This is a genomic window from Phenylobacterium hankyongense (genome assembly GCF_003254505.1).
Taxonomy (GTDB): Bacteria; Pseudomonadota; Alphaproteobacteria; order Caulobacterales; family Caulobacteraceae; genus Phenylobacterium; species Phenylobacterium hankyongense.
In genome coordinates this window covers 2,513,494-2,534,612 of the sequence record NZ_QFYP01000001.1, presented here as the reverse complement: position 1 = coordinate 2,534,612, position 21,119 = coordinate 2,513,494, and the positions used below count along the sequence as shown (strand labels likewise).

The following is a 21,119-nucleotide window of genomic DNA, read 5'->3' as shown; positions in this document are numbered from 1 at the left end:
CGCGGGGTTCCGGGGCGGGGTTCCTGAGGACGGCTGTGGATCGGCGTCGAACTCAGCTGTCGAGGAAGCTGCGCAGCTTCCGCGAGCGGCTCGGGTGCTTCAGCTTGCGAAGCGCCTTGGCCTCGATCTGGCGGATCCGTTCGCGGGTCACGCTGAACTGCTGGCCGACCTCCTCAAGGGTGTGGTCGGTGTTCATGCCGATGCCGAAGCGCATGCGCAGCACGCGCTCTTCCCGCGGCGTCAGCGAGGCGAGCACCCGGGTGGTGGTCTCGCGCAGGTTCGACTGGATGGCCGCGTCGATCGGCAGGATGGCGTTCTTGTCCTCGATGAAGTCGCCCAGGTGGCTGTCTTCCTCGTCGCCGATCGGGGTCTCGAGGCTGATCGGCTCCTTGGCGATCTTCAGGACCTTGCGCACCTTCTCCAGCGGCATGGCCAGCTTCTCGGCCAGTTCCTCCGGGGTCGGCTCGCGGCCGATCTCGTGGAGCATCTGGCGCGAGGTGCGGACGATCTTGTTGATCGTCTCGATCATGTGCACCGGGATGCGGATGGTGCGGGCCTGGTCGGCGATCGAACGGGTGATCGCTTGCCGGATCCACCAGGTGGCGTAGGTGGAGAACTTGTAGCCGCGGCGGTACTCGAACTTGTCGACCGCCTTCATCAGGCCGATGTTGCCTTCCTGAATGAGATCAAGGAATTGCAGGCCGCGGTTCGTGTACTTCTTGGCGATGGAGATCACCAGGCGGAGGTTGGCTTCCACCATCTCCTTCTTGGCCTGGCGGGCTTCGCGCTCGCCCTTCTGGACGGTCTGGACGATGCGGCGATAGTCGTCGATCGGCACGCCGGTCTCGGTGGCCAGGGCGGCGATCTCGTGGCGGATGTCGCCGATCTGCCCGGCGTCGTTCTCAGCGAACTTGGTCCAGCGCACGCCCAGCGCCTTGACCTGGTCGCCCCAGTCCGGACGCATCTCGGAGCCGAAATAGGCCTTCAGGAACTCGGTGCGGCTGATGCCATAGCTGTCGGCCAGGCGCAGCAGGCGGCCCTCGAGGCCCATCAGGCGCTTGTTGATCGCATAGAGCTGCTCGACCAGCGCCTCGATGCGGTTGTTGTTCAGCTTCAGGGTCTTCAGGTGCTGGACGATGGCGCCGGTGGCCGCGGCGTAGGCCTTGCGGTCGGCGTCGGAGAGGTCCTGGCCCTTGAGCTTCTGATTGACCAGCTTCTCCTGCAGCAGGCGGAAGCTCTCGAACTCGCTGGCGATGGCGTCGAGAGTGGCCATGACGCCTTCGCGCAGTTCGCCTTCCATCGCGCTGATGGTCGGGCCGGCGCCGTCGTCGAAATCGTCGTCGTCATCGCCCTTGGCGACCGCTTCGCCGTCCTCGGTGACTTCGGCCGACTCTTCCACTTCCTCGACCGGCGGGGCGTTGGCGGCCAGCTCTTCGGCGGCCGCGGCGTTGACGCCGCCATAGGTCTGTTCGAGGTCGATGACCTCGCGCAGCAGGATGCGGCCCGAGCCGAGCTCCTCGCGCCAGACCATGATGGCTTCGAAGGTCAGCGCGCTCTCGCACAGGCCCCGGATCATGGTGTCGCGGCCGGCTTCGATGCGCTTGGCGATGGCGATTTCGCCCTCGCGGGACAGCAGCTCGACGGAGCCCATCTCGCGCAGGTACATGCGCACCGGATCGTCGGTGCGGTCGTAGGCCGGCTCCTTGGTCGTCTCGACCACGGCCGATTCCTCGCGGACCGCGACCTCGCCGCCTTCCGCGTCTTCCTCGGCCTCGACGACGTTGACGCCCATCTCGGAGAGCATGGCGAGCGTATCTTCGATGGCCTCGGAGGTGACTTCCTCGCTGGGCAGCACCTTGTTCAGCTCGTCCATCGTGACGTAGCCGCGGGCCTTGGCCTGCTTGATGAACTTCTTGACCGCGGCGTCCGTGAGGTCGAGCAGCGGGCCGTCGCCGCCGGTAGTCTCAGGCGTTTCCGCTTCGGCCGTGTTGGTGCTCATCGAATTCTCCGAAATCGGCGTCGCGCCTCCATGCAAGGCGCGGGCCGAAAGTGGTGTCGGGCGGTCGTCCCAGAAGAGGCCGCGTCATTACGACCCGTCTTCCGCCCAAATCGTTCCCGTTCTGATCGCGCGTTTCAGTGCATCCCGCTCGCCTTTGAGGCGCTCGAAGGCCGCCATATCGTCACGGTCGCGCAGGTTTCCCTTCGCGGCGTCGATGGCGTCATCCAGCGCCGCCGCCCGTGAAAGGGCTGCGAAACCACGTGACCACTGGGATCTCCGCGCATCGAGGGAGACATCTTGATTCAAAATGGGCGCGCCCGAAGTCGCAGCGGCCCGATCGATGTCTGTCAACAGCGCGCTAAATCCGCACGAGGCCAGATGGCGTTGAAGGGCGGCGGAGTCAAGATGGTCAGCCTCCAGACGAAGGCGAATGATTTCCTTGGTCAATTTCGCAAGCGCCTCGTGACCGAACCCCTGGGCCGTGAAAGCGTCTTCCAGGTGGTCGTCCAGCACGGCGGGATCGTCCACCGCGTACCTGGCCAGCGCCGCCGATACGGACTCGAGTCCCAGGGCGAGACGTTTTGCCGCAGCCTTGCCCTGCGGGGTCGAGGGCTCCATCCAGGTCGACGGCCCACCCCGGCCCCATTTTTCGCCCCCGCCGCGCCCGCGTCCGGGCGAATCGGGCCGCCGCTCCGGACGCCGGTCGGCGGCAAGCTGGTCGAAGCGTTCCAACAGGGCCTCGCGATAGGCCTGCTGCAGGTCCTTGTCGGCGATGCCGCCCGCCAGCTGCCGCAGCCGGCCCTTCAGCCCCGCCCGGCGCTCCGGGGTGTCCAGGGTCTCCAGGTCGCGCTCGCGGATGAACAGGGCGTCGACGAAGGCGGTGGTCTGCGCCAGCTGCTGCTTCAGCGCCTGCGGCCCCTGCTCGCGCAGCACCTCGTCAGGGTCCTTGCCGCCCTCGACGATGGCGAACTTGAAGCTCTTGCCCGGCTTCAGCAGCGGCAGCGCCCGATCCATGGTCCGCGCCGCCGCTTGGCGCCCTGCCCGGTCGCCGTCGAAAGACAGCGTCGGCTCCGGATGGTGACGCCACAGCATCTCCATCTGCTCTTCGGTCAGCGCCGTGCCCATCGGCGCGACGGCGGGGATGTTCGCCCGCTGGCAGGCGATGGCGTCCATGTAGCCCTCCACCACCAGCAGCGGCGGGCTCTCGCCGGCCGACGCGGCGGCGAGGATCTTCCGCGCCTCGGCCAGGCCATAGAGGTTGTGGCCCTTGTGGAAGACCGTGGTCTCCGGCCCGTTCAGGTATTTGGCGCGCGCCTGCGGGTCCATCGCCCGGCCGCCGAAGGAGATCACCCGCCCGCGGGCGTCGGCGATCGGGAAGATGATGCGGTCGCGGAACCGGTCGTAGGGCTGGCCGCCGTCCTCCGGCGCGATCAGCAGACCAGTGTCGATCAGCTCGGGCGGCCGCGCGCCCTTGGCGACCAGGTAGTCCTTCAGCGCCGTGCGGCCGGACGGCGAGAAGCCGATGCGGAAGCGCGCCCAGTCGGCCTCCGGCAGGCCGCGCTTCTCCAGATAGGCGCGGGCGTCGCGGCCCGCCGGCCGGCGCAACTCGGCCTCGAACCACTGGGCGGCGAGCTCCAGCCAGTCGGAGAGGCCCTGGCGCTTCTTCTCCACCTCGGCGGCGCGCGGATCGACCGCCGGCAGCGGCACCCCGGCCTCGGCCGCCAGCCGCTCCACCGCCTCCGAGAAGGTGAGCCGCTCGGTCTCCTGCAGGAAGGTGATCAGGTCGCCGGTCTTGCCGGACGAGAAGTCGAAGAACTGGCCCTTGTCGTCGTTGACGTAGAAGGAGGGCGTCTTCTCCTTGGTGAACGGCGACAGGCCGACGAACTCGCGCCCCTGCCGGCGCAACTTCACCGTCTTGCCGATCACGTCGGACGGGCGAAGGCGGGATTTGATCTCGTCGAGGAAGCGTTCGTCGAAGCGCACGATGCGATGATAGCGCGTGAGACGGAGTCGCGGCCATGGGCGCCGCTCATCCCGCGCCCTATTTGACCTTGTGACCCGCGGGCGCGAAGCTTAAGGCCAGCGCTGCATCGGTTTTGAGGATTGGCATGGTGATGTGGTTGCGCCTCGGGGGCGCTTTGCTGATCACCCTGATGGTGATGGGCGGCCTCGAGTATTTCGGCGTCAGCTCCCTGTTGGGCGGTCGATCCGCCGAGGACGTCCAGGACGCGGCACACGGGCGCACCCGCGAGCTGTTCTGGTTCATGATCTTCGCCCTCGTCATGGCCACCTCGCTGCTGGCGGCCGCCCGCCGGTGGACCGGCCAGCTTCGGCGCGCCGCAGTCGTCAGTCCGCAGCGGCGGCGGCCCGCCGGCTCCTGAGCAGACGATTTGCCGGCCGAGGTGTCGGCGCGGAGCGCGCCCGATCGTCCTGGGGTCTGACGACCGCCAACCGCGAGGACGACGCCATGCAGAAGATCCACCCCTTCCTCTGGTTCGACGACCAGGCCGAGGAGGCGATGAATTTCTACGTCTCGATCTTCAAGAACTCGAAGATCCTGAACGTCGTCCGCTACGGCGAGTCCGGGCCCGGGCCGAAGGGCAGCGTCATGACCGCCGACTTCGAGCTCGAAGGCCAGCGGTTCACCGCGCTGAACGGCGGGCCGCACTTCAAATTCACCGAGGCCGTCTCCTTCGTCGTCGACTGCAAGGACCAGGCGGAGGTGGACGAGCTCTGGGACCGGCTCACCGAAGGCGGCCAAGCCAGCCAATGCGCCTGGCTCAAGGACAAGTTCGGCCTCTCCTGGCAGATCGTCCCCACCGTCCTGGTGGAGCTGCTCAGCGACCCCGACCGCGCGAAGGCCGGCCGGGTGATGCAGGCGATGATGCAGATGACCAAGATCGACATAGCCAAGCTGCGGGCAGCGTAAGCGGGCTAGATCAAGCCTGGGCGACGGTCCTCACCCAGGCCGGCAGCTCGGAAATCGAGGCGAGCTCCGCGAACCGCGGATGCTCGCCCGGGGCCTCCGCCAGCTCGTGCGCCCAGACCAGCGGATAGGGCACGTGGGCGGCCCAGGCGCCGGCCTCCAGCGCCGGCAGGATGTCCGAGCGCATGGAGTTGCCGCACATCGCCGCCTCGGCCGCGCCGGTCCCGTGCCGCTCAAACACCCGGGCGTAGGTGCCGGCGTCCTTCTCGCTGACGATCTCGACGCCGACGAACAGGTCGCCCAGGCCGGACGCCGCCAGCTTCTGTTCCTGGTGCAGCAGGTCGCCCTTGGTGATCAGCACCAGGCGGTGGTGCTCCGACAGCTCCGCCAGCGCCTGCTCGACGCCGGGCAGCGGCTCCACCGGATGGCTCAGCATCTCGCGCCCGGCGGCCAGGATGTCGGAGACCAGCCGCGCCGGCGCCGCGTTGCCGGTGAGTTCCATGGCGGTCTCGATCATCGACAGGGTGAAGCCCTTCACCCCGTAGCCGTAGAGCGAGAGGTTGCGCTTCTCCACCGCCGCCAGCCGCGCTTCCAGCACCTCCGGCGCGGCGACATCGGCCATCAGGGCGCGGAACCGGTCCTGGGTCAGCCGGAAGATGGTCTCGTTGTGCCAAAGGGTGTCGTCGGCATCGAGGCCGACCGTGGTGATCCGCATGGCCGGCTCATTAAGCCAGGCCACGGCCAAGTCCAGGCCGCGGCTACTCGCCGAACCCCTCGCCCGGCGTCAGCGGCGCCAGCCGCAACAGGCGAGAATCGGCCACCGCCGCCGTCCGGTGCTTCACGAACTCCCGGTATTCGGGATCGCGCACCATGGCCATGAAGGCGTCCGCGTTCGGATATTCGGCGATGAAGGCCAGGTCCCAGGCCTCGGACCGCGGCCCGGTGACCATCACCTGCGGCTGGCCGGCCCAGACCTGCCGCCCGCCCAGCCGCTTGAACAGCGCCGCGGTCGTGCGCCCATAAGCCCGATAGGCGTCGAGCCCGCTGAGGTCCCTGCCGTGGTCGGGGTGGTCGGCCGGATACTCCGCCTTCGGCTTCAGGCGGATCAGGTTGAGCATCTGGATCGGCCGGTCCCTCGGCAGGGACTTGAAGACGTCCCAGGCCTGCCGGTCGGGATCGATATGGCCGTCTGCCATGGCATGCGCCTCCCTGCGCCGTTGCGCCACGCTAGCGCGCGGCGTCGCGAAGGTCAGCCGCATTGACCGCGCGGGTTACAGTCCCTAACTACGCGACCGTTTTGAGCGGGCCGGCGGGGTTCACCCTGGCCCGCTTTTTTGCGACCCTCCGTCGACCCGAAAAAGGACCCGCCTCATGAGCCGCGATCTCTTGCCCGGCGCGACCGGCGTGCTGGCCCTGGCCGACGGGACCATCCTGCAGGGCGTCGGCGTCGGCGCGGTCGGCGAGGCGGTGGGCGAGGTCTGCTTCAACACCGCCATGACCGGCTACCAGGAGATCCTGACGGACCCCTCCTACATGGCCCAGATCGTCGCCTTCACCTTCCCGCACATCGGCAACGTCGGGACCAACCTGCAGGACATCGAGCAGATGTCGGGCGCGGCCGAGACCGCCGCCCGCGGCGCGATCTTCCGCGACGTGCCCACGGCTCCGGCGAACTGGCGCGCCGACGTCGACCTGCAGACCTGGATGTCGCGCCGCGGCGTCGTGGGGCTGGCCGGCGTCGACACCCGCGCGCTGACCCGCAAGATCCGCGAGCACGGCATGCCGCACGCGGTCATCGCCCACCATCCGGACGGCGAGTTCGACCTCGAGGCCCTGGTCGCCCGGGCGCAGGCGTGGACCGGGCTGGTGGGCCTGGACCTCGCCAAGGACGCCTCCTGCCTGCAGCCCTTCGTCTATGACGAGGGCCTGTGGTCGTGGCCGCAGGGCTACGCCAAGCTGGCGGACAAGCCCAAGTACGAGGTGGTGGTCGTCGACTACGGCGTGAAGCGCAACATCCTGCGCGCCCTGACCTCGGTCGGCGCCCGCGCCACGGTGGTGCCGGCCTCCACGACCGCCGAGGAGATCCTGGCCCGCAAGCCGGACGGCGTGCTGCTCTCCAACGGCCCCGGCGACCCGGCCGCCACCGGCGAATACGCGGTGCCTGAGATCCGCAAGCTGGTGGACTCCGGCACGCCGGTGTTCGGTATCTGCCTGGGCCACCAGATGCTGTCGCTGGCGCTGGGCGCCCGCACCGTCAAGATGGAGCAAGGCCACCACGGCGCGAACCACCCGGTGAAGGACCTGACCACCGGCAAGGTGGAGATCGTCTCCATGAACCACGGCTTCACCGTCGACCGCGACAGCCTGCCCGCCCCCGTCGTCGAGACCCACGTCTCGCTGTTCGACGGCACCAACGCCGGCATCGCCCTGGCCGACCGCCCGGTGTTCAGCGTCCAGCACCACCCGGAAGCCTCTCCGGGGCCGACGGATTCGCTCTATCTGTTCGAGCGCTTCGCCGGGTTCATGGACCGGGCGCGGTAGGCCCGCGCCGAGCGCGAGCGGCCGGCGGTTTCATCCCGCTTTCTACTTTTGAATGCCCGGCGGGACCGCCGTCAGGCGGCGACCTTCTTCGGGCGGCGGGCGGCGGCGCGCTTGGCCTGGGTGGCTTCGAGCCGGGCCGTGCGGCGCTGGTCGGCGACTTCCTCGAGCGTGGGCAGCAGCTCGGCCGCGGCGGCTTGCTGTTTTTCGTCCCCCTGGGCCTGCAGCCGGCGCGCGTTGGTCAGCAGATTGACGACTTCCTCGTCGCTCATTTCGGGGATCTTTTCGATCAGGCTCATGAAACGCGTCTCCACCGTCGCGGCGCGGAAGATTGCGCCACCCTCGTTAGATATATGGCTTGGCCGCGAATTAGTTGCCGAAATTCCAAGGTTTTTTTGGCCAGCTTGCCTCTGCGGCGAATTTCATTCAGGCTCCCGCCTATCGAATTCGTCTCGGTTCGGCCGACTTTCCCCGCTCGGAATCCGGGCGCCGGACCTGCCTCCCGATCCTTCGCGAACTTGATCGGCGGCGCAAATGCTTGCGTCGATCGGAATGACCCATCGAAGGACTAAGAACTACATGGCTACCGGCACCGTGAAATGGTTCAACGGAACCAAGGGCTACGGCTTCATCCAGCCTGATGAGGGCGGCCCCGACGTCTTCGTGCACATCTCGGCCGTGGAACGCGCCGGTCTGCGCGCGCTCGACGAGGGCCAGAAGGTCACCTACGAACTCGAGAAGGACCCGCGCAGCGGGAAGACCTCCGCGGGCCAGCTTCAGGCCTAGCGAACTGACGGATTGCGGGGTGAAAACCCCGCCAAGCCAATGTGATGGGCCGGCCTCAGCGCCGGCCCATTTTCGTTGCGCGGAACGTCGCAGGCAGCGCGCGCTTGCGCGGGCGCGATGTCCTCTCTAAATCGGCGCCTTAACCTGCAGTTCTGACCGGTGTCGGGCGCGCTTCGTCGCGCGGCCGCCCTTGCGCGCGAAGAAAAATGCCCAAACGCACTGACATTTCCTCGATCCTGATCATCGGCGCGGGCCCGATCGTCATCGGCCAGGCGTGTGAGTTCGACTACTCGGGCGTCCAGGCCTGCAAGGCGCTGCGCGCCGAGGGCTACCGGATCGTGCTGGTGAACTCCAACCCGGCGACGATCATGACCGACCCGGACGTCGCCGACGCCACCTACATCGAGCCGATCACCCCGGAGATGGTCGAGAAGATCATCGAGAAGGAGCGCCCGGACGCCCTCCTGCCGACCATGGGCGGCCAGACCGCGCTGAACACCGCGCTGGCTCTCGAAAGCATGGGCGTACTGGCCAGGTACGGGGTGGAGATGATCGGGGCCAGGGCCGACGTCATCGACAAGGCCGAGGACCGCCAGAAATTCCGCAACGCCATGGACGCCATCGGGCTGGAGAGCCCGAAGTCCAAGGCCGCCCACACCCTCGACGAGGCCATGGAGGGCCTGGAATTCGTCGGCCTGCCCGCGATCATCCGCCCCTCGTTCACGCTGGCCGGGACCGGCGGCGGCATCGCCTACAACGTCGAGGAGTTCCGCGAGATCGTCGAGCGCGGACTGGACCTGTCGCCGACCACCGAGGTGCTCATCGAGGAGAGCGTGCTCGGCTGGAAGGAGTACGAGATGGAGGTGGTCCGGGACAAGGCGGACAACTGCATCATCGTCTGCTCGATCGAGAACATCGACCCGATGGGCGTGCACACCGGCGATTCGATCACCGTCGCCCCGGCGCTGACCCTGACCGACAAGGAATACCAGTGGATGCGCCGCGCCTCGATCGCGGTGCTGCGCGAGATCGGCGTCGAGACCGGCGGCTCCAACGTGCAGTTCGCGGTCAATCCCGCCGACGGGCGCATGGTGGTGATCGAGATGAACCCGCGGGTCTCGCGGTCCTCGGCGCTAGCGTCCAAGGCCACCGGCTTCCCGATCGCCAAGGTCGCCGCCCGCCTGGCGGTCGGCTACACGCTCGACGAGCTGATGAACGACATCACCGGGGCGACGCCGGCCTCGTTCGAGCCGTCGATCGACTACGTGGTCACCAAGATCCCGCGCTTCGCCTTCGAGAAGTACCCCGGCGCGGAAGCCACCCTCAGCACCTCCATGAAATCGGTCGGCGAGGTCATGGCCATCGGCCGCACCTTCGCCGAGAGCCTGCAGAAGGCGCTGCGCGGCCTGGAGACCGGGCTGACCGGTCTCGACGAGATCGAGATCGCCAACGCCGACGATCCGGAGATGCACCACGCCGCGGTGCTGCGCGCACTGGGCCAGCCGACGCCCGACCGCCTGCTGGTGATCGCCCAGGCCTTCCGCGCCGGCCTCACCTGCGACGAGATCCACGCGGCCTGTTCCTACGAGCCGTGGTTCCTGCGCCAGATCGAGACCCTGGTCCGCGAGGAGGCCCGCGTCCGCGCCGACGGCCTGCCGACCAGCGCGGCGGCCTTCCGCGCCCTCAAGGCCCAGGGCTTCTCCGACGCCCGCCTCGCCAAGCTCACCCACACCACCGAGGCCGAAGTGCGCGAGCAGCGCCGCGGCCTGGGCGTGCGCCCGGTGTTCAAGCGCATCGACACCTGCGCCGGCGAGTTCCGCGCCGACACCCCGTACATGTACTCGACCTACGAGAGCGGGGCGCTGGGCCAGATCCCCGACAACGAGAGCGACCCGTCCGACCGCAAGAAGGCGATCATCCTCGGCGGCGGCCCCAACCGCATCGGCCAGGGCATCGAGTTCGACTACTGCTGCTGCCACGCGGCCTTCGCGCTCGACGAGATCGGCGTGGAGTCGATCATGGTCAACTGCAACCCGGAGACGGTCTCCACCGACTACGACACGTCCGACCGGCTCTACTTCGAGCCGCTGACCGCCGAGGACGTGCTGGAGCTGATCGAGGTCGAGCGCTCGCGCGGCGAGCTGCTGGGCGTGATCGTGCAGTTCGGCGGCCAGACGCCGCTGAAGCTCGCCAAGCCCCTGGAGGACGCGGGGATCCCGATCCTCGGCACCTCGCCCGACGCCATCGACCTGGCGGAGGACCGCGAGCGCTTCCAGCAACTGCTGCACCGGCTGAAGATCCAGCAGCCGATCAACGCCATCGCCCGCTCCCGCGACGAAGCCTTCGCCGGCGCGCATCAGGTCGGCTACCCGGTAGTGATCCGGCCCTCCTACGTGCTCGGCGGCCGGGCCATGGAGATCGTCCGCGACGACGAACAGCTCGACCGCTACGTCCGCACCGCCGTGCAGGTGTCCGGCGACAGCCCCGTGCTGATCGACCAATACCTCAGCCGCGCCACCGAAGTGGACGTGGACGCCCTGTGCGACGGTGAGACGGTGTTCGTGGCCGGCGTCATGGAGCACATCGAGGAAGCCGGCGTGCACTCCGGCGACAGCGCCTGCTGCATGCCCCCCTTCTCGCTGAAGCCGGAAACCATCGCCGAGCTGAAACGGCAGACCGAGGCCATGGCCTTCGCCCTGAAGGTGCGCGGCCTGATGAACGTGCAGTTCGCCATCGAGGAGCCGCACTCCGAAAACCCGCGGATCTACGTCCTGGAGGTCAATCCGCGCGCCAGCCGGACCGTGCCCTTCGTGGCCAAGACCATCGGCCGGCCGCTGGCGGCGATCGCCGCCAAGGTGATGGCCGGCGAGCCGCTGGCCGGCTTCGGCCTGGTGGAGACGCCCTACGACCACGTGGCGGTGAAGGAAGCCGTCTTCCCGTTCGCCCGCTTCGCCGGCGTCGACACCGTGCTGGGCCCCGAGATGCGCTCCACCGGCGAGGTCATGGGCCTCGACTGGGTGCGCCCGGGCGAAAAGGACCGCGGCCCCGCCTTCGCGCGGGCCTTCGCCAAGAGCCAGCTCGGCGGCGGCGTCACCCTGCCCAAGGGCGGCTGCGTCTTCGTCTCGGTGCGCGACGCCGACAAGCCTTGGATCCTGGAGCCGGTCCGCCTGCTGCTGGCGCAGGGCTTCCGGGTGCTGGCCACCGCCGGCACCGAGGCCTACCTGGCCGGCGAGGGCCTGAAGGTGGAGCACGTGAAGAAGGTGCTGGAAGGCCGCCCGCACATCGTCGACGCCATGAAGAACGGCGGCGTGCAACTGGTCTTCAACACCACCGAGGGCAAGCAGTCGCTGGTCGACAGCTTCGAGATCCGCCGCTCGGCGCTGATGATGAAGATCCCCTATTTCACCACCGCCGCGGGGGCGTTGGCCGCCGCCCAGGCCATCGTCGCCATGGCCGAGGGCCCGCTCGAGGTCCGGCCGCTGCAAAGCTACGCCTGAGCGTAAAGGTTGCGTGATCGCCAAACCACACCGCCGGCGCGCCGGGGCGCGCGGCGCAGCTACTGATTGACCGATGTTCTTTGAGGGCGCAACCTCGCTGCATCGCCTGGCTTAGACAGGTGCGAGGGCGCGCTCCGGCGGCCCCATAGAGCGGCCGGAACGGCGTCTTCGTGACGCCTATCGCAGTCTGGCGGAGGGCCTTCCGGCCCTCTTGTGCAGAAGAAGAAGATTGCGAGGAAACGGTATGCATACCGATCACCAAGGTGAAGTTCGCCATCATCGCAACCGCCATCTTGCGGAGCGCTTTGAAGGCCTTTTGGGGGTCCTGATGGTCGTGGCCGTCGCCATTCTGGCGGTGGGGCTCATCTACGGCATCCTGAACACAGGATCCGGCACGCCGAGCTGGATGCAGTAACCGGCGCGCCGAGGGCCTTAAAGAGTACGCGCCAGCACCAGGTCGTCGTAGGCGTTCGCCCCGACCTGGAACCTGCGCACGCCCGCCTGGGTGAACCCCTGGCGGGCGTAGAAGGCCTTTGCACGGTCGTTGCCGCCGAACACGCCGAGGAGCAGGCGCCTGGCGCCGGCTTGGCGCGCGCCTTCGAGCGCTGCGTCCAGCAGACGTCGCCCCAGCCCTGAGCCATGCAGGCGGTGCAGGGTGTAGATGCGCTTGAGCTCAAGGTCGCCCTCGCCCGTCGGCACCGGAAGGTCCGGCGGCGAGACCACCGCATAGCCGACCGGCGCCCTGCCGGCCGCGGCCTCGGCGATCCACAGCCGATAGTCCTGGCGCGCCAGCCAGTCGGCATAGCGGGCGGCGGCGTGCTCCGTCTCGCAGAAGGCCAGGATGTCGGCCGCCTGCAGCACGCCGGCATAGGTCTCCAGGAAGCTCGCCCGTCCCACCAGTTCCAGCGCCGGCGCGTCCGAGGCCGCGCAGCGCCGGATGGTCACGTCCCGGATGCCTGATTCCCGGATGCTTATGTCCATGCCTCTCCTCGGCGCTCTCCGGGCGCCGCTTAGCACGAATGCGGCGGGGTTGAAGCTCTGGCCGGCGCCAGCCGGCTGAGCTAGGCCTTCCGCAACAATAAACGGGAGGACGGCATGGCAGGGCGGGTGAACGGCAAGGTGGCGCTGGTGACCGGCGGCGCGAGCGGCATCGGCCGCGGCTGCGCCGAGCGGCTGGCGCAGGAAGGCGCCGCGGTGATCGTCACCGACGTGCAGGACGACAAGGGCGCCGAGACGCTCGCCGCCATCACCGCGGCCGGCGGCAAGGGCGAGTACCTGCGCCACGACGTCACCGACGAGGCCGCCTGGGAAGCGGTGATCGCCCAGGTGCGCGAGCGCCACGGCCGGCTCGACATCCTGGTCAACAACGCCGGCATCGGCATCGGCGGGCCGGTCCTAGAGATGACCCTCGCCGACTGGCGCCGCCAGACCGCCGTCAACCTCGACGGGGTGTTCCTGGGCGTGAAGCATGCGATCCCGTTGATGCGCGCGGGCGGCGGCGGCTCGATCGTCAACATGTCCTCGGTCGCGGGCCTGAAGGGCGCCCCGAACCTGGCGGGCTACTGCGCCACCAAGGGCGGGGTGCGGCTGTTCACCAAGGCCGTGGCCATGGAGTGCGCCAACGCCAAGGACGGCATCCGGGTGAACTCCGTCCATCCCGGCATCATCGAGACCCCGATCTGGCTGTCGATCATCAATCCCGCCAACAGCGGGACCAACGCCCCGCCGGACCTCGACGCCATCTCCTCGATGGCGGTGCCGCTGGGCGCCAAGGGCTACCCGGAGGACATCGCCAACGGCGTCCTGTGGCTGGCCTCCGAAGAGTCGCGCTATGTCACCGGCGCCGAACTGGTGATCGACGGCGGCCTGTCGGTCCGCTAGCAACCGCGTCCATGACCGCCACCCTGCACGTGATCTTCGGCCCCTCCGGCGCCGGCAAGACGACCTACGCCCACGCCTTCGCCCGCCGCGAGCGCGCCGTGGCCTTCATCCTCGACGACTGGATGGCGCGGCTGTTCGGCCCCGACATGCCCGAGCCGCTCGAATACGACTGGATGATCGAGCGGGTCGGCCGCTGCGAGGCGCAGATCTGGTCGGCGGCTGCCGCCGTGCTCGCCACCGGGACCTCGGTGATCCTCGACATCGGCCTGATGCGCAAGGCCGACCGCGCCCGGGTGCGGGAGATCGCCACGGCGACGGAGCTGCCGCTGCAGTTCCACTTCGTCGACGCCCCGCAGGAGGTGCGCCGGGCCCGGGTCGGCGAGCGCAACGTGGTGCGCGGGGAGTCCTTCGCCATCGAGGTCTCGCCGGACATGTTCGAGTTCATCGAGGGCGTCTTCGAGGCGCCCGACGCCGACGAGCTGGTCGGCGCGATCCGCAGCGAGAGCGCCTAAGTCGTCGTCGCCTGCGCGAACAGGTGGGGCGGCCAGGTGACGTCGGCGGCCCGGTGATAGGCGGCGCGGCGCGTCAGCCGGCTGTTGTAATCCAGCAGCACCGGCTCGGACGGCACGATCTTGCGGTAGAGCAGGTTCGAGATCGCGCCGCCCAGCACCACGTCGGCGGCGGTGAAGCGCTCGCCCAGCAGGTATTCGCGGCCGGCCAGCGCGCCGACCAGCACGCCCAGCATGTCGTCGTAGGTCCCGAAGGAGAAGTCGAAGCCCGGCAGGTCGATGTGCTGGGCGTGCAGCGAGGCGACGGGGTCGACCACGGCGGTCGAGAACACCATCCACTTCAGATAGGCGCCGCGGTCGGGATCCTCGATCCGCGGGGCCAGCGTGCCGTAGCCGTAGCGGTCGGCCAGGTAGATGGCGATCGCCGGGTTTTCGCTGACCACCACCGGGCCGTCGGTGAGCGTCGGCACCTTGCCCGCCGGGTTCAGCTTCAGGTAGGCGGGGCTCTTCTGCTCGCCCTTGCGGATATCGATGGTCTTCACGTCGAAGGCGACGCCCAGCTCCTCCAGCATCCAGTAGGCGGTGAACGCGCGGCTGGCGGGCGAATGGTAGAGGGTGATCCCGTGCTTTGCGGCCATGCCGGTCTCCTTTTGGCGAAGCGCCCCTGGCAAAGGCTTAGCTAGGCGCCCATCTGACTGTTCGCCAGCCGTCGCCGTCGGGGGAGATGACGCAAAAATGCGGCGTGACCATGTTAGAGCAGCGCCCGGCCGCGCAGGACGCCTATCCGGCTTCGGATACCGGCGCTCGTCTGACCCTTGAGTTTTGCGCCGCACAATTCTATCATCTTTCCCCCCGGACGCCTGCGCCCGCGGCCGGATCTACGAACTCCTCACTAGGGCGAAACCCGAGCCATCATCTCCATGGAAAAAGTCCCGATGACCGCCGAGGGCTATCAGGCCCTCGACGAAGAGCTGAAGCGTTTGAAGACCGTGGAGCGGCCGGCCGTGATCGCCGCCATCGGTGAAGCGCGCGCGCACGGCGATCTCTCCGAGAACGCCGAATACCACGCTGCGAAGGATCGACAGGGCTGGATCGAGGGCCAGATCGCCGAGATCGAAGACAAGATGGCTCGCGCCCAGGTGATCGACGTGTCCAAGCTTTCGGGCGCGCAGGTGAAGTTCGGCGCCACCGTCTCGGTCGTCGACGAGGACACCGAGGAAAAGGCCCGCTACCAGATCGTCGGCGAGCATGAGGCGGACGTGCGCCAGGGCAAGGTGTCGATCACCTCGCCGATCGCCCGCGCCATGATCGGCAAGGAAAGCGGCGACGTCGTCGAGGTGACCACCCCCGCCGGCGTGAAGGCCTATGAGATCACCAAGGTGGAGTGGGGCTGACCCACTCCCCGATGGCGGCTGACGCGCCTCGCTTGAACATCTGGGCCGTTTCCGACGGCCGCGCCGGCATCGAGGCGCAGGTCGACGGCCTGGCGCAGGCGGTTGCGCGCCTGCGGCCGGCCGAGATCGTCATAAAGCGCATCGGCTGGAGGTGGGGCCTCGGCCGGCTGCCCTCACGGCTGAACCCCGGCCTGCTGGCGACGCTGACCCCGGGCAGCGGCCTCCATCCGCCCTGGCCGGACATCTGGATCGCGGCGGGACGCGCCACCCTGCCGCTTTCGACGCGCCTGCGGCGGCTGTCAGGCGGCCGGACCTTCGTCGTGCAGACCCAGCACCCGCGCCAGCCGATCAAGGCTTTCGACCTCGTCGTACCACCGATCCATGACCGCCTGACCGGGGCGAACGTCCTACCCATCGTCGGCTCGCCCAACCGCCTGTCGCCAGCCCAGCTGGCCGCAGAGCTGGAGCGCTTCCGCGACAAGCTCGAGAGCCTGCCCCGGCCGCGGGTGGCGGTGATCGTCGGGGGCGCGTCGAAGGCCTTCGGCCTGCCCGCCGAGCGTGCGGCGCGGATGGGCCGCGAGGTCGCCGAAGCCGTGACCGCGTCCGGCGGCTCGGTGCTGGTCAGCTTCACGCGCCGCACGCCGCAGGCCGCCCGGGAGATCCTGCGGGCGGAATGGGCGCGGCTGCCGGGCGTCGTCTGGGACGACCGCGGCGACAACCCCTACTTCGCCTTCCTGGCCGCGGCCGACGCGATCCTGGTGACCGAGGACTCCACCAACCTGGCCACCGAGGCCGCCGCCACCGGCAAGCCGGTGCATGTGCTGGCGCTGGAAGGGCGCAGCGAAAAGTTCGACCGCTTCCACCACGACCTGCGCGAGCGCGGGAGCGCCCGGCCCTTCGCCGGCCGCCTCGAGAGCTGGGACTATACGCCCCTCGCCGAGACCGACCGCGCGGCGGCGGAGCTGCTGCGCCGCTACGACGCGCGGAATTAGGCGCCTTTGCTTTTCGGGCGGCTTGCTCTTTTGTCCCGGCGATGAGCCCCGCAGCGATCCCCTGCCCCGATCTGGCCAAGTTTGCGGGTGATCCGCGGCCATGACCGGACCTCGAATCCTGTTCGTCGTCGACGCCGGCCCGCGGGTGGGTGGCGGCCACGTGATCCGCTCCCTGACCCTGGCCGGGGCGCTGTCGGCGCAGGGCGCGTCCTGCACCTTCATGGGTCCGCCGGCGGTGAGCGCCGTGCTGGACGCCTTTGCGCCGGACGCCGCGCAGCTGGCCGCCGCCTCCACCGAGCCCCGCGACCTCGCCACCGCCGTAGCGGCGGAAGCCTTCGACGCCGTGGTCTTCGACCACTACGGCCTGGGCGAGCGGGACCACCGGGCGATGGGCCAGGGCCGGCCGGTGCTGGTGATCGACGACCTGGCCGACCGTCCGCTCGGCGCCGACGTGGTGGTCGACTCCGGCCCCGCCCGCAAGGCGGAGGATTACAACGGCCTGATCGCCGACGACGCGCGCCTGCTGCTGGGCCCTCCCTACGCGCCGGTGCGCCCGGAGTTCGCGGCCCTGCGCCAGACCGCGCTCGCCTGGCGCGGCGAGCCGGTGCAGCGCGTCCTGGTCTCGATGGGGCTGACCGACGTGGACGGCATCACCGCCCGGGTGGTGGAGCGGCTGCGCCCGCGGGTCGGCGACGCCGGCCTCGACATCGTCCTCGGCGACCAGGCCCCCAGCCTGCCCGGCCTGATGAAGGTCGCCCGGCGCGATCCCCGCCTGGCGATCCACGTGGACACCCCGCACATGGCGCGGCTGACGGCGGAGGCCGACATCGCCGTCGGCGGTTCAGGCTCATCGGCCTGGGAACGCTGCACCCTGGGCCTGCCCTCGGTGGTGATCGTCCTGGCGGAGAACCAGCGCGCCGCCGCCGCCGCGCTCGCCGACCGCGGCGCGGCGCTGGCGCTCGACGCCGACCAGCCGGACTTCGACCCGCAGTTCGACCGCGCCCTGACCCGGCTGATGATCGATCCCGCCCTGCGTCGCCAGCTGGCGGTCAGTAGCGCCGAGCTCTGCGACGGCCTGGGGGCCGGCCGCATCGCCACGGTGTTCCTGCAGCGCATCCGCGACAGCGCGTCCCAGCCGACGCGCTGAGCCTCAGACCTGATTGACCGTGTTGCGCCGGATCGCCGCCGAGCCGTCCGCGCCCAGGTCCTTGCGGGTGTCGGTGAGGCTGAGCGGTCCGGCCAGGGTGGCGTTGACGGTGTCGATGGCCGAGGTCTTCGCCGCCCCGCGCGCGACCAGGTAACGCAGCGAGATCCGCTCGTGGTCGGCGGCGTCGGGCTGGGTGCCGTGCAGGGTGCAGGCGTGCCAGATGGCCGCGAAGCCGGCGTCGCCGGTGAGCATCCTCTGGCGCACGGCCACCTCGCCGTACGGGCCGTTGCGGTAGAGCCAGGCGTCGGGACCTGTGCGCGTCAGCTCGTGCGGGAACACCGAGCCGCCCAGCCGATGGCTGCCCTCCAGCAGGAACAGCGGCGCGTCGGCGCGGCCGACCGGATGCAGGTAGACGTAGAGGGTCAGGAAATCGGCCTCGCGGGCCTTGTAGTCGATCAGGTCCTGATGGAAGTCGATGCCGTAGAAATAGGTCACGTCCCGGTGCTCGGGCCGCACGTAGGCCCCCAGGTTGTTCACCGGATTGCCGAGGATGCGGGCCTGCAGCCAGGGCGGCACGGACCGCGCCGGCACGCCGCAGACCACCTTCTTGTCGAGGATCCGGTAGTCGGGCCCCAGCAGGGTGGTGATCGCCTCGACCAGGTGCGGCGCCTGCTCGACGAAGCCCAGGCGGTGTTCGAAGCGCTCCAGCAGGTTGCGGCCGGGCTTCGGATTGACGCCGGTGTACTGCGGGTCGGCGTCGAACTCGGCTTGCGAGAGGAAGAGGCTGTCGTCGAACCGCCGGGTGGCGCGGATCTCGGCCAGCAGCTCGGCTGCGGCCTGCGGGTCCACCCGCTCGTCGAACAGGTGGGCGCCGTTGCGGATGAAGTCGGACACCACCGCGCGGGCCAGTCGGCCATCGGCCTCCTCCGTCCGGGACTCCGTCATGATGTCCATCCAAGGCCCTCCGATCGGCTGGACGCCCACGTCCGCGCGGAGAGCACACCCGACTCGCGTTAACCCACGCTTACCCCGGCCGGGTCAGGACTATGATCGGCCGACGGAGACCCGCCCTTGATCCTCGCCATCCTGCAGGCCCGCCTCAGCTCCACCCGCCTGCCGGGAAAGGTGCTGCTGCCCCTGGCCGGCGCGCCGATGATCCTGCGGCAGCTGGAGCGCACCGCCCGGGCGCGGCGGATCGACCAGCTGGTGGTGGCGACCAGCGTCGAGCCTGGCGACGACCCGCTCGTCGAGGTGCTGCTGCGCGAGGGCGTCCGCGTCCATCGCGGACCGCTAGAGGACGTGCTCGCCCGCTTCGTGGGCGCGCTGGACGCCAGCCCGGCCGAGCACGTGGTGCGGCTGACCGGCGACTGCCCGCTGATCGATCCTCAGCTGATCGACCGCACCATCGACCTGCACCTGGAAAGCGGGGCCGACTACACGCAGAACCGGCTGGAGACCCTGGGCTTCCCGAAGGGACAGGACGTGGAGGTGATCACCGCTCCGGCCCTGCGCCGCGCCGCCGCCCAGGCCTCGACGCCCGAGGAGCACGAGCACGTCACCTGGGGCGTCTGGCGCCATCCCGAGCGCTACCGGATCGCCCGCCTGGAGCCGCCGGTGGACGAGGGCCTGGTGCGCTGGACGGTGGACCGCCCCGACGACTACGCGTTCGTGGCCGCGGTCTATGACGGCCTCTACGGCAAGAACCCGGCGTTCACGTCGGATGACGTGCGCGCCTTCGTACGGTCGCGGCCGGACCTGGCGACCTACGGCGGCGACCGGCGGGTCTAGGGCGCGGGCTCCAGCGCTTCGGGATCGTGGCCCTTGTCGCGGAGCCGCGCCTCGATGGCGGGCCTGGCGGCCTGCCAGTCCGTGCGGAGCATGCCGAGGCCCACGACATCCTGGAACCGGCCGTCCTTGAACACGTGCGCGCGGAACAGGGCCTCGCGGACGAAGCCGAAGGACTGGTGCAGCTTCCACACCGCCTCGTTCTCCACCAGCACCTCGCACCAGAGCTTGTTGAAGCCCATGGCCTCGAACACGTACCGCAGGACGATGTACTCGATGCGCGAACCCAGGCCGCGTCCGCGGGTCGACGCCTCGCCCAGGTAGTAGGCCCAGTCGCAGCGCCGGGCGGCGGGGTCGATGCGGGCGAGGTTGGCCAGGCCGACCGGCTGGCCGTCCATCTCGATCATCCAGTAGCGGCGGTCCGCGGCCGACAGCGCGCCGGCGAACCAGCGGTCGTGCTCGGCCTGCGAGATCGCATGGTCGCTGTACATGTAGGCCGCCACCTCCGGCGCATTGCGCCAGGCGAGCAGGCGGGCGCTGTCCTCGGGCGCCACAAGGCGCAGGCGGACGCTCATCGGCCCACCATGTCCCAGGCAAGCGGCTCGCCGCGCTTCAGGTCGCGCGATGCGGGACGGCCCAGGACCGCGTCGAGGTCGGCCGGCGGCAGGCCGTTCCCTGGCCGGATCGAGCGGACGTTGGCGCGGCTGAGCGGCTCGCCGGCCCGGACGTCGGCGGCGACGTAGAGCGAGCGGCGGAAAGCGCGGTTGCCGCGTTCCGAGCCCAGCAGGTCGTAGTGGGCGCGGCCGAGCGCGGTCCAGGCTGCCTTGCCGTCGGCGACCAGGGTGCGGAACTCGTCCGGCTCCAGGCTGAAGGCGGCGTCGGGGCCGCCGTCGGCGCGGGCCAGGGTGAAGTGTTTCTCGATCACCGAGGCGCCCATGGCGATCGCCGCCACCGCCGCCGCCGTGCCGGGCGTGTGATCCGACAGACCGACCGGGCAGCCGAACCGCCCGGCCATGTCGGCGACGGTGCGGACGTTGGCGTCCTCCAGCGCGGCCGGATAGCTGGAGACGCAGTGCAGCAGCACCACGCCCGCCGCCCCGGCCTCCAGGGCCGCGGCCTTGGCGGCCTCGATCTCCTCGAGGTTGGCCATGCCGGTGGAGATGATCAGCGGCTTGCCCCTGGCCGCGGCGTAGCGGATCAGCGGCAGGTCCACCGCTTCGAAGGAGGCGATCTTGTAGGCCGGCGCGCCGAGGTCCGCGAGCAGGTCCACTGCGGTCTCGTCGAAGGGGCTGGAGAACAGGATCACGCCGCGCGCCCGCGCCCGTTCGAACAGCGCCGGGTGCCATTCGTAGGGTGTCTGGGCCTCCTGGTAGAGCTCGTGCAGGCTGCGCCCGTCCCAGAGGCCGCCCGCGATGCGGAACTCCGGCCGGTCGACGTCCATGGTGATGGTGTCGGCGGTGTAGGTCTGGATCTTGATGGCGTCGCAGCCGGTGGCCGCGGCCGCATCGATCATCGCCAGCGCCCGCTCCAGGCTGCCGTTGTGGTTGCCGGAGAGCTCGCAGATTACGAACGGCGGATAGGCCGCGCCGACCTTGCGGCCGGCGATCTCGATCTCGGGTGGATGTGCAGGCATGGCGGGACTCACGGGCTTGCCGCCCAGTCTAA

General features: G+C 69.6%; 22 protein-coding genes. 12 read left to right on the top strand and 10 right to left on the bottom strand.

Translation table 11 applies throughout. The annotated features are described in order from the left end of the window. Window positions 1-52: 52 nt before the first annotated feature. Window positions 53-1,999 (bottom strand): RNA polymerase sigma factor RpoD, encoded by a 1,947-nt coding sequence (gene rpoD / locus DJ021_RS12215; protein ID WP_111457806.1) that lies wholly within the window; start codon window positions 1,997-1,999, stop codon window positions 53-55. 87 nt (window positions 2,000-2,086) lie between these two features. Then, window positions 2,087-3,982 (bottom strand): DNA primase, encoded by a 1,896-nt coding sequence (gene dnaG / locus DJ021_RS12210; protein WP_111457805.1) that lies wholly within the window; start codon window positions 3,980-3,982, stop codon window positions 2,087-2,089. Between the two features lie 125 nt (window positions 3,983-4,107). On the opposite strand from dnaG, the gene DJ021_RS12205 reads away from it, so the two are divergent. Next, entirely contained in the window at window positions 4,108-4,380 is a 273-nt protein-coding gene (locus DJ021_RS12205) for a hypothetical protein (protein WP_111457804.1), read from the top strand. Window positions 4,381-4,466: 86 nt separating this feature from the next. Further along, window positions 4,467-4,928, top strand: a complete 462-nt coding sequence (locus tag DJ021_RS12200) for a VOC family protein (protein ID WP_111457803.1) — start codon at window positions 4,467-4,469, stop codon at window positions 4,926-4,928. A gap of 10 nt (window positions 4,929-4,938) precedes the next feature. On the opposite strand, the gene DJ021_RS12195 is transcribed toward DJ021_RS12200, so the two are convergent. Both DJ021_RS12195 and DJ021_RS12190 read right to left on the bottom strand, forming a co-directional pair. Next, window positions 4,939-5,640, bottom strand: a complete 702-nt coding sequence (locus tag DJ021_RS12195; RefSeq protein WP_111457802.1) for an HAD family hydrolase — start codon at window positions 5,638-5,640, stop codon at window positions 4,939-4,941. A 43-nt stretch (window positions 5,641-5,683) separates the two neighbouring features. Beyond that, window positions 5,684-6,121: a DUF1330 domain-containing protein gene (locus DJ021_RS12190; RefSeq protein ID WP_111457801.1), complete on the bottom strand. Its 438-nt coding sequence runs from the start codon at window positions 6,119-6,121 to the stop codon at window positions 5,684-5,686. 175 nt (window positions 6,122-6,296) lie between these two features. Between DJ021_RS12190 and carA the strand changes: the two genes are divergently transcribed. Next, window positions 6,297-7,466, top strand: a complete 1,170-nt coding sequence (gene carA / locus DJ021_RS12185) for a glutamine-hydrolyzing carbamoyl-phosphate synthase small subunit (protein ID WP_111457800.1) — start codon at window positions 6,297-6,299, stop codon at window positions 7,464-7,466. Window positions 7,467-7,537: 71 nt separating this feature from the next. Here carA and DJ021_RS12180 read toward each other — a convergent pair whose 3' ends face one another. Further along, on the bottom strand, window positions 7,538-7,762 hold the full coding sequence (locus DJ021_RS12180; protein ID WP_111457799.1) for a hypothetical protein: 225 nt from the start codon (window positions 7,760-7,762) through the stop codon (window positions 7,538-7,540). 280 nt (window positions 7,763-8,042) lie between these two features. On the opposite strand from DJ021_RS12180, the gene DJ021_RS12175 reads away from it, so the two are divergent. From DJ021_RS12175 to DJ021_RS18940, 3 genes are all read left to right on the top strand, one after another. After that, window positions 8,043-8,249 (top strand): cold-shock protein, encoded by a 207-nt coding sequence (locus DJ021_RS12175; protein WP_111457798.1) that lies wholly within the window; start codon window positions 8,043-8,045, stop codon window positions 8,247-8,249. Window positions 8,250-8,455: 206 nt separating this feature from the next. Beyond that, window positions 8,456-11,746: a carbamoyl-phosphate synthase large subunit gene (gene carB, locus DJ021_RS12170; protein ID WP_111457797.1), complete on the top strand. Its 3,291-nt coding sequence runs from the start codon at window positions 8,456-8,458 to the stop codon at window positions 11,744-11,746. 244 nt (window positions 11,747-11,990) lie between these two features. Further along, window positions 11,991-12,161 (top strand): hypothetical protein, encoded by a 171-nt coding sequence (locus tag DJ021_RS18940; RefSeq protein WP_165837203.1) that lies wholly within the window; start codon window positions 11,991-11,993, stop codon window positions 12,159-12,161. Window positions 12,162-12,178: 17 nt separating this feature from the next. On the opposite strand, the gene DJ021_RS12165 is transcribed toward DJ021_RS18940, so the two are convergent. Further along, a complete protein-coding gene (locus DJ021_RS12165) occupies window positions 12,179-12,727 on the bottom strand; it encodes a GNAT family N-acetyltransferase (protein WP_111457796.1) in 549 nt (182 codons plus the stop codon). A 114-nt stretch (window positions 12,728-12,841) separates the two neighbouring features. On the opposite strand from DJ021_RS12165, the gene DJ021_RS12160 reads away from it, so the two are divergent. Further along, the gene (locus tag DJ021_RS12160) at window positions 12,842-13,627 is read left to right on the top strand and encodes an SDR family NAD(P)-dependent oxidoreductase (protein ID WP_111457795.1); all 786 of its coding nucleotides are present in this window, start codon (window positions 12,842-12,844) and stop codon (window positions 13,625-13,627) included. A gap of 11 nt (window positions 13,628-13,638) precedes the next feature. Next, entirely contained in the window at window positions 13,639-14,139 is a 501-nt protein-coding gene (locus tag DJ021_RS12155; protein WP_111457794.1) for a P-loop nucleotide/nucleoside kinase family protein, read from the top strand. On the opposite strand, the gene DJ021_RS12150 is transcribed toward DJ021_RS12155, so the two are convergent. Then, complete coding sequence (locus tag DJ021_RS12150; RefSeq protein ID WP_111457793.1) at window positions 14,136-14,774, bottom strand: glutathione S-transferase family protein; 639 nt, start codon at window positions 14,772-14,774, stop codon at window positions 14,136-14,138. The genes DJ021_RS12155 and DJ021_RS12150 overlap by 4 nt on opposite strands. 282 nt (window positions 14,775-15,056) lie before the next feature. Here DJ021_RS12150 and greA point away from each other — a divergent pair, with 282 nt between their 5' ends. From greA to pseG, 3 genes are all read left to right on the top strand, one after another. Continuing rightward, window positions 15,057-15,530, top strand: a complete 474-nt coding sequence (gene greA, locus DJ021_RS12145) for a transcription elongation factor GreA (RefSeq protein WP_111457792.1) — start codon at window positions 15,057-15,059, stop codon at window positions 15,528-15,530. Window positions 15,531-15,562: 32 nt separating this feature from the next. Next, window positions 15,563-16,522 (top strand): mitochondrial fission ELM1 family protein, encoded by a 960-nt coding sequence (locus tag DJ021_RS12140; RefSeq protein ID WP_243625980.1) that lies wholly within the window; start codon window positions 15,563-15,565, stop codon window positions 16,520-16,522. A gap of 100 nt (window positions 16,523-16,622) precedes the next feature. Beyond that, complete coding sequence (pseG, locus tag DJ021_RS12135) at window positions 16,623-17,669, top strand: UDP-2,4-diacetamido-2,4,6-trideoxy-beta-L-altropyranose hydrolase (RefSeq protein ID WP_111457791.1); 1,047 nt, start codon at window positions 16,623-16,625, stop codon at window positions 17,667-17,669. 3 nt (window positions 17,670-17,672) lie between these two features. Here the strand turns inward: pseG and DJ021_RS12130 are convergent, their stop codons facing one another. Then, entirely contained in the window at window positions 17,673-18,614 is a 942-nt protein-coding gene (locus DJ021_RS12130; protein ID WP_243625978.1) for a phytanoyl-CoA dioxygenase family protein, read from the bottom strand. 126 nt (window positions 18,615-18,740) lie between these two features. Here DJ021_RS12130 and DJ021_RS12125 point away from each other — a divergent pair, with 126 nt between their 5' ends. Beyond that, window positions 18,741-19,457: a cytidylyltransferase domain-containing protein gene (locus DJ021_RS12125; RefSeq protein WP_111457789.1), complete on the top strand. Its 717-nt coding sequence runs from the start codon at window positions 18,741-18,743 to the stop codon at window positions 19,455-19,457. Here DJ021_RS12125 and pseH read toward each other — a convergent pair. Both pseH and pseI read right to left on the bottom strand, forming a co-directional pair. Continuing rightward, complete coding sequence (gene pseH / locus DJ021_RS12120) at window positions 19,454-20,029, bottom strand: UDP-4-amino-4,6-dideoxy-N-acetyl-beta-L-altrosamine N-acetyltransferase (protein ID WP_111457788.1); 576 nt, start codon at window positions 20,027-20,029, stop codon at window positions 19,454-19,456. The genes DJ021_RS12125 and pseH overlap by 4 nt on opposite strands. Beyond that, entirely contained in the window at window positions 20,026-21,087 is a 1,062-nt protein-coding gene (gene pseI / locus DJ021_RS12115; protein WP_111457787.1) for a pseudaminic acid synthase, read from the bottom strand. The genes pseH and pseI overlap by 4 nt, the downstream gene beginning before the upstream one ends. Window positions 21,088-21,119 lie beyond the last annotated feature (32 nt).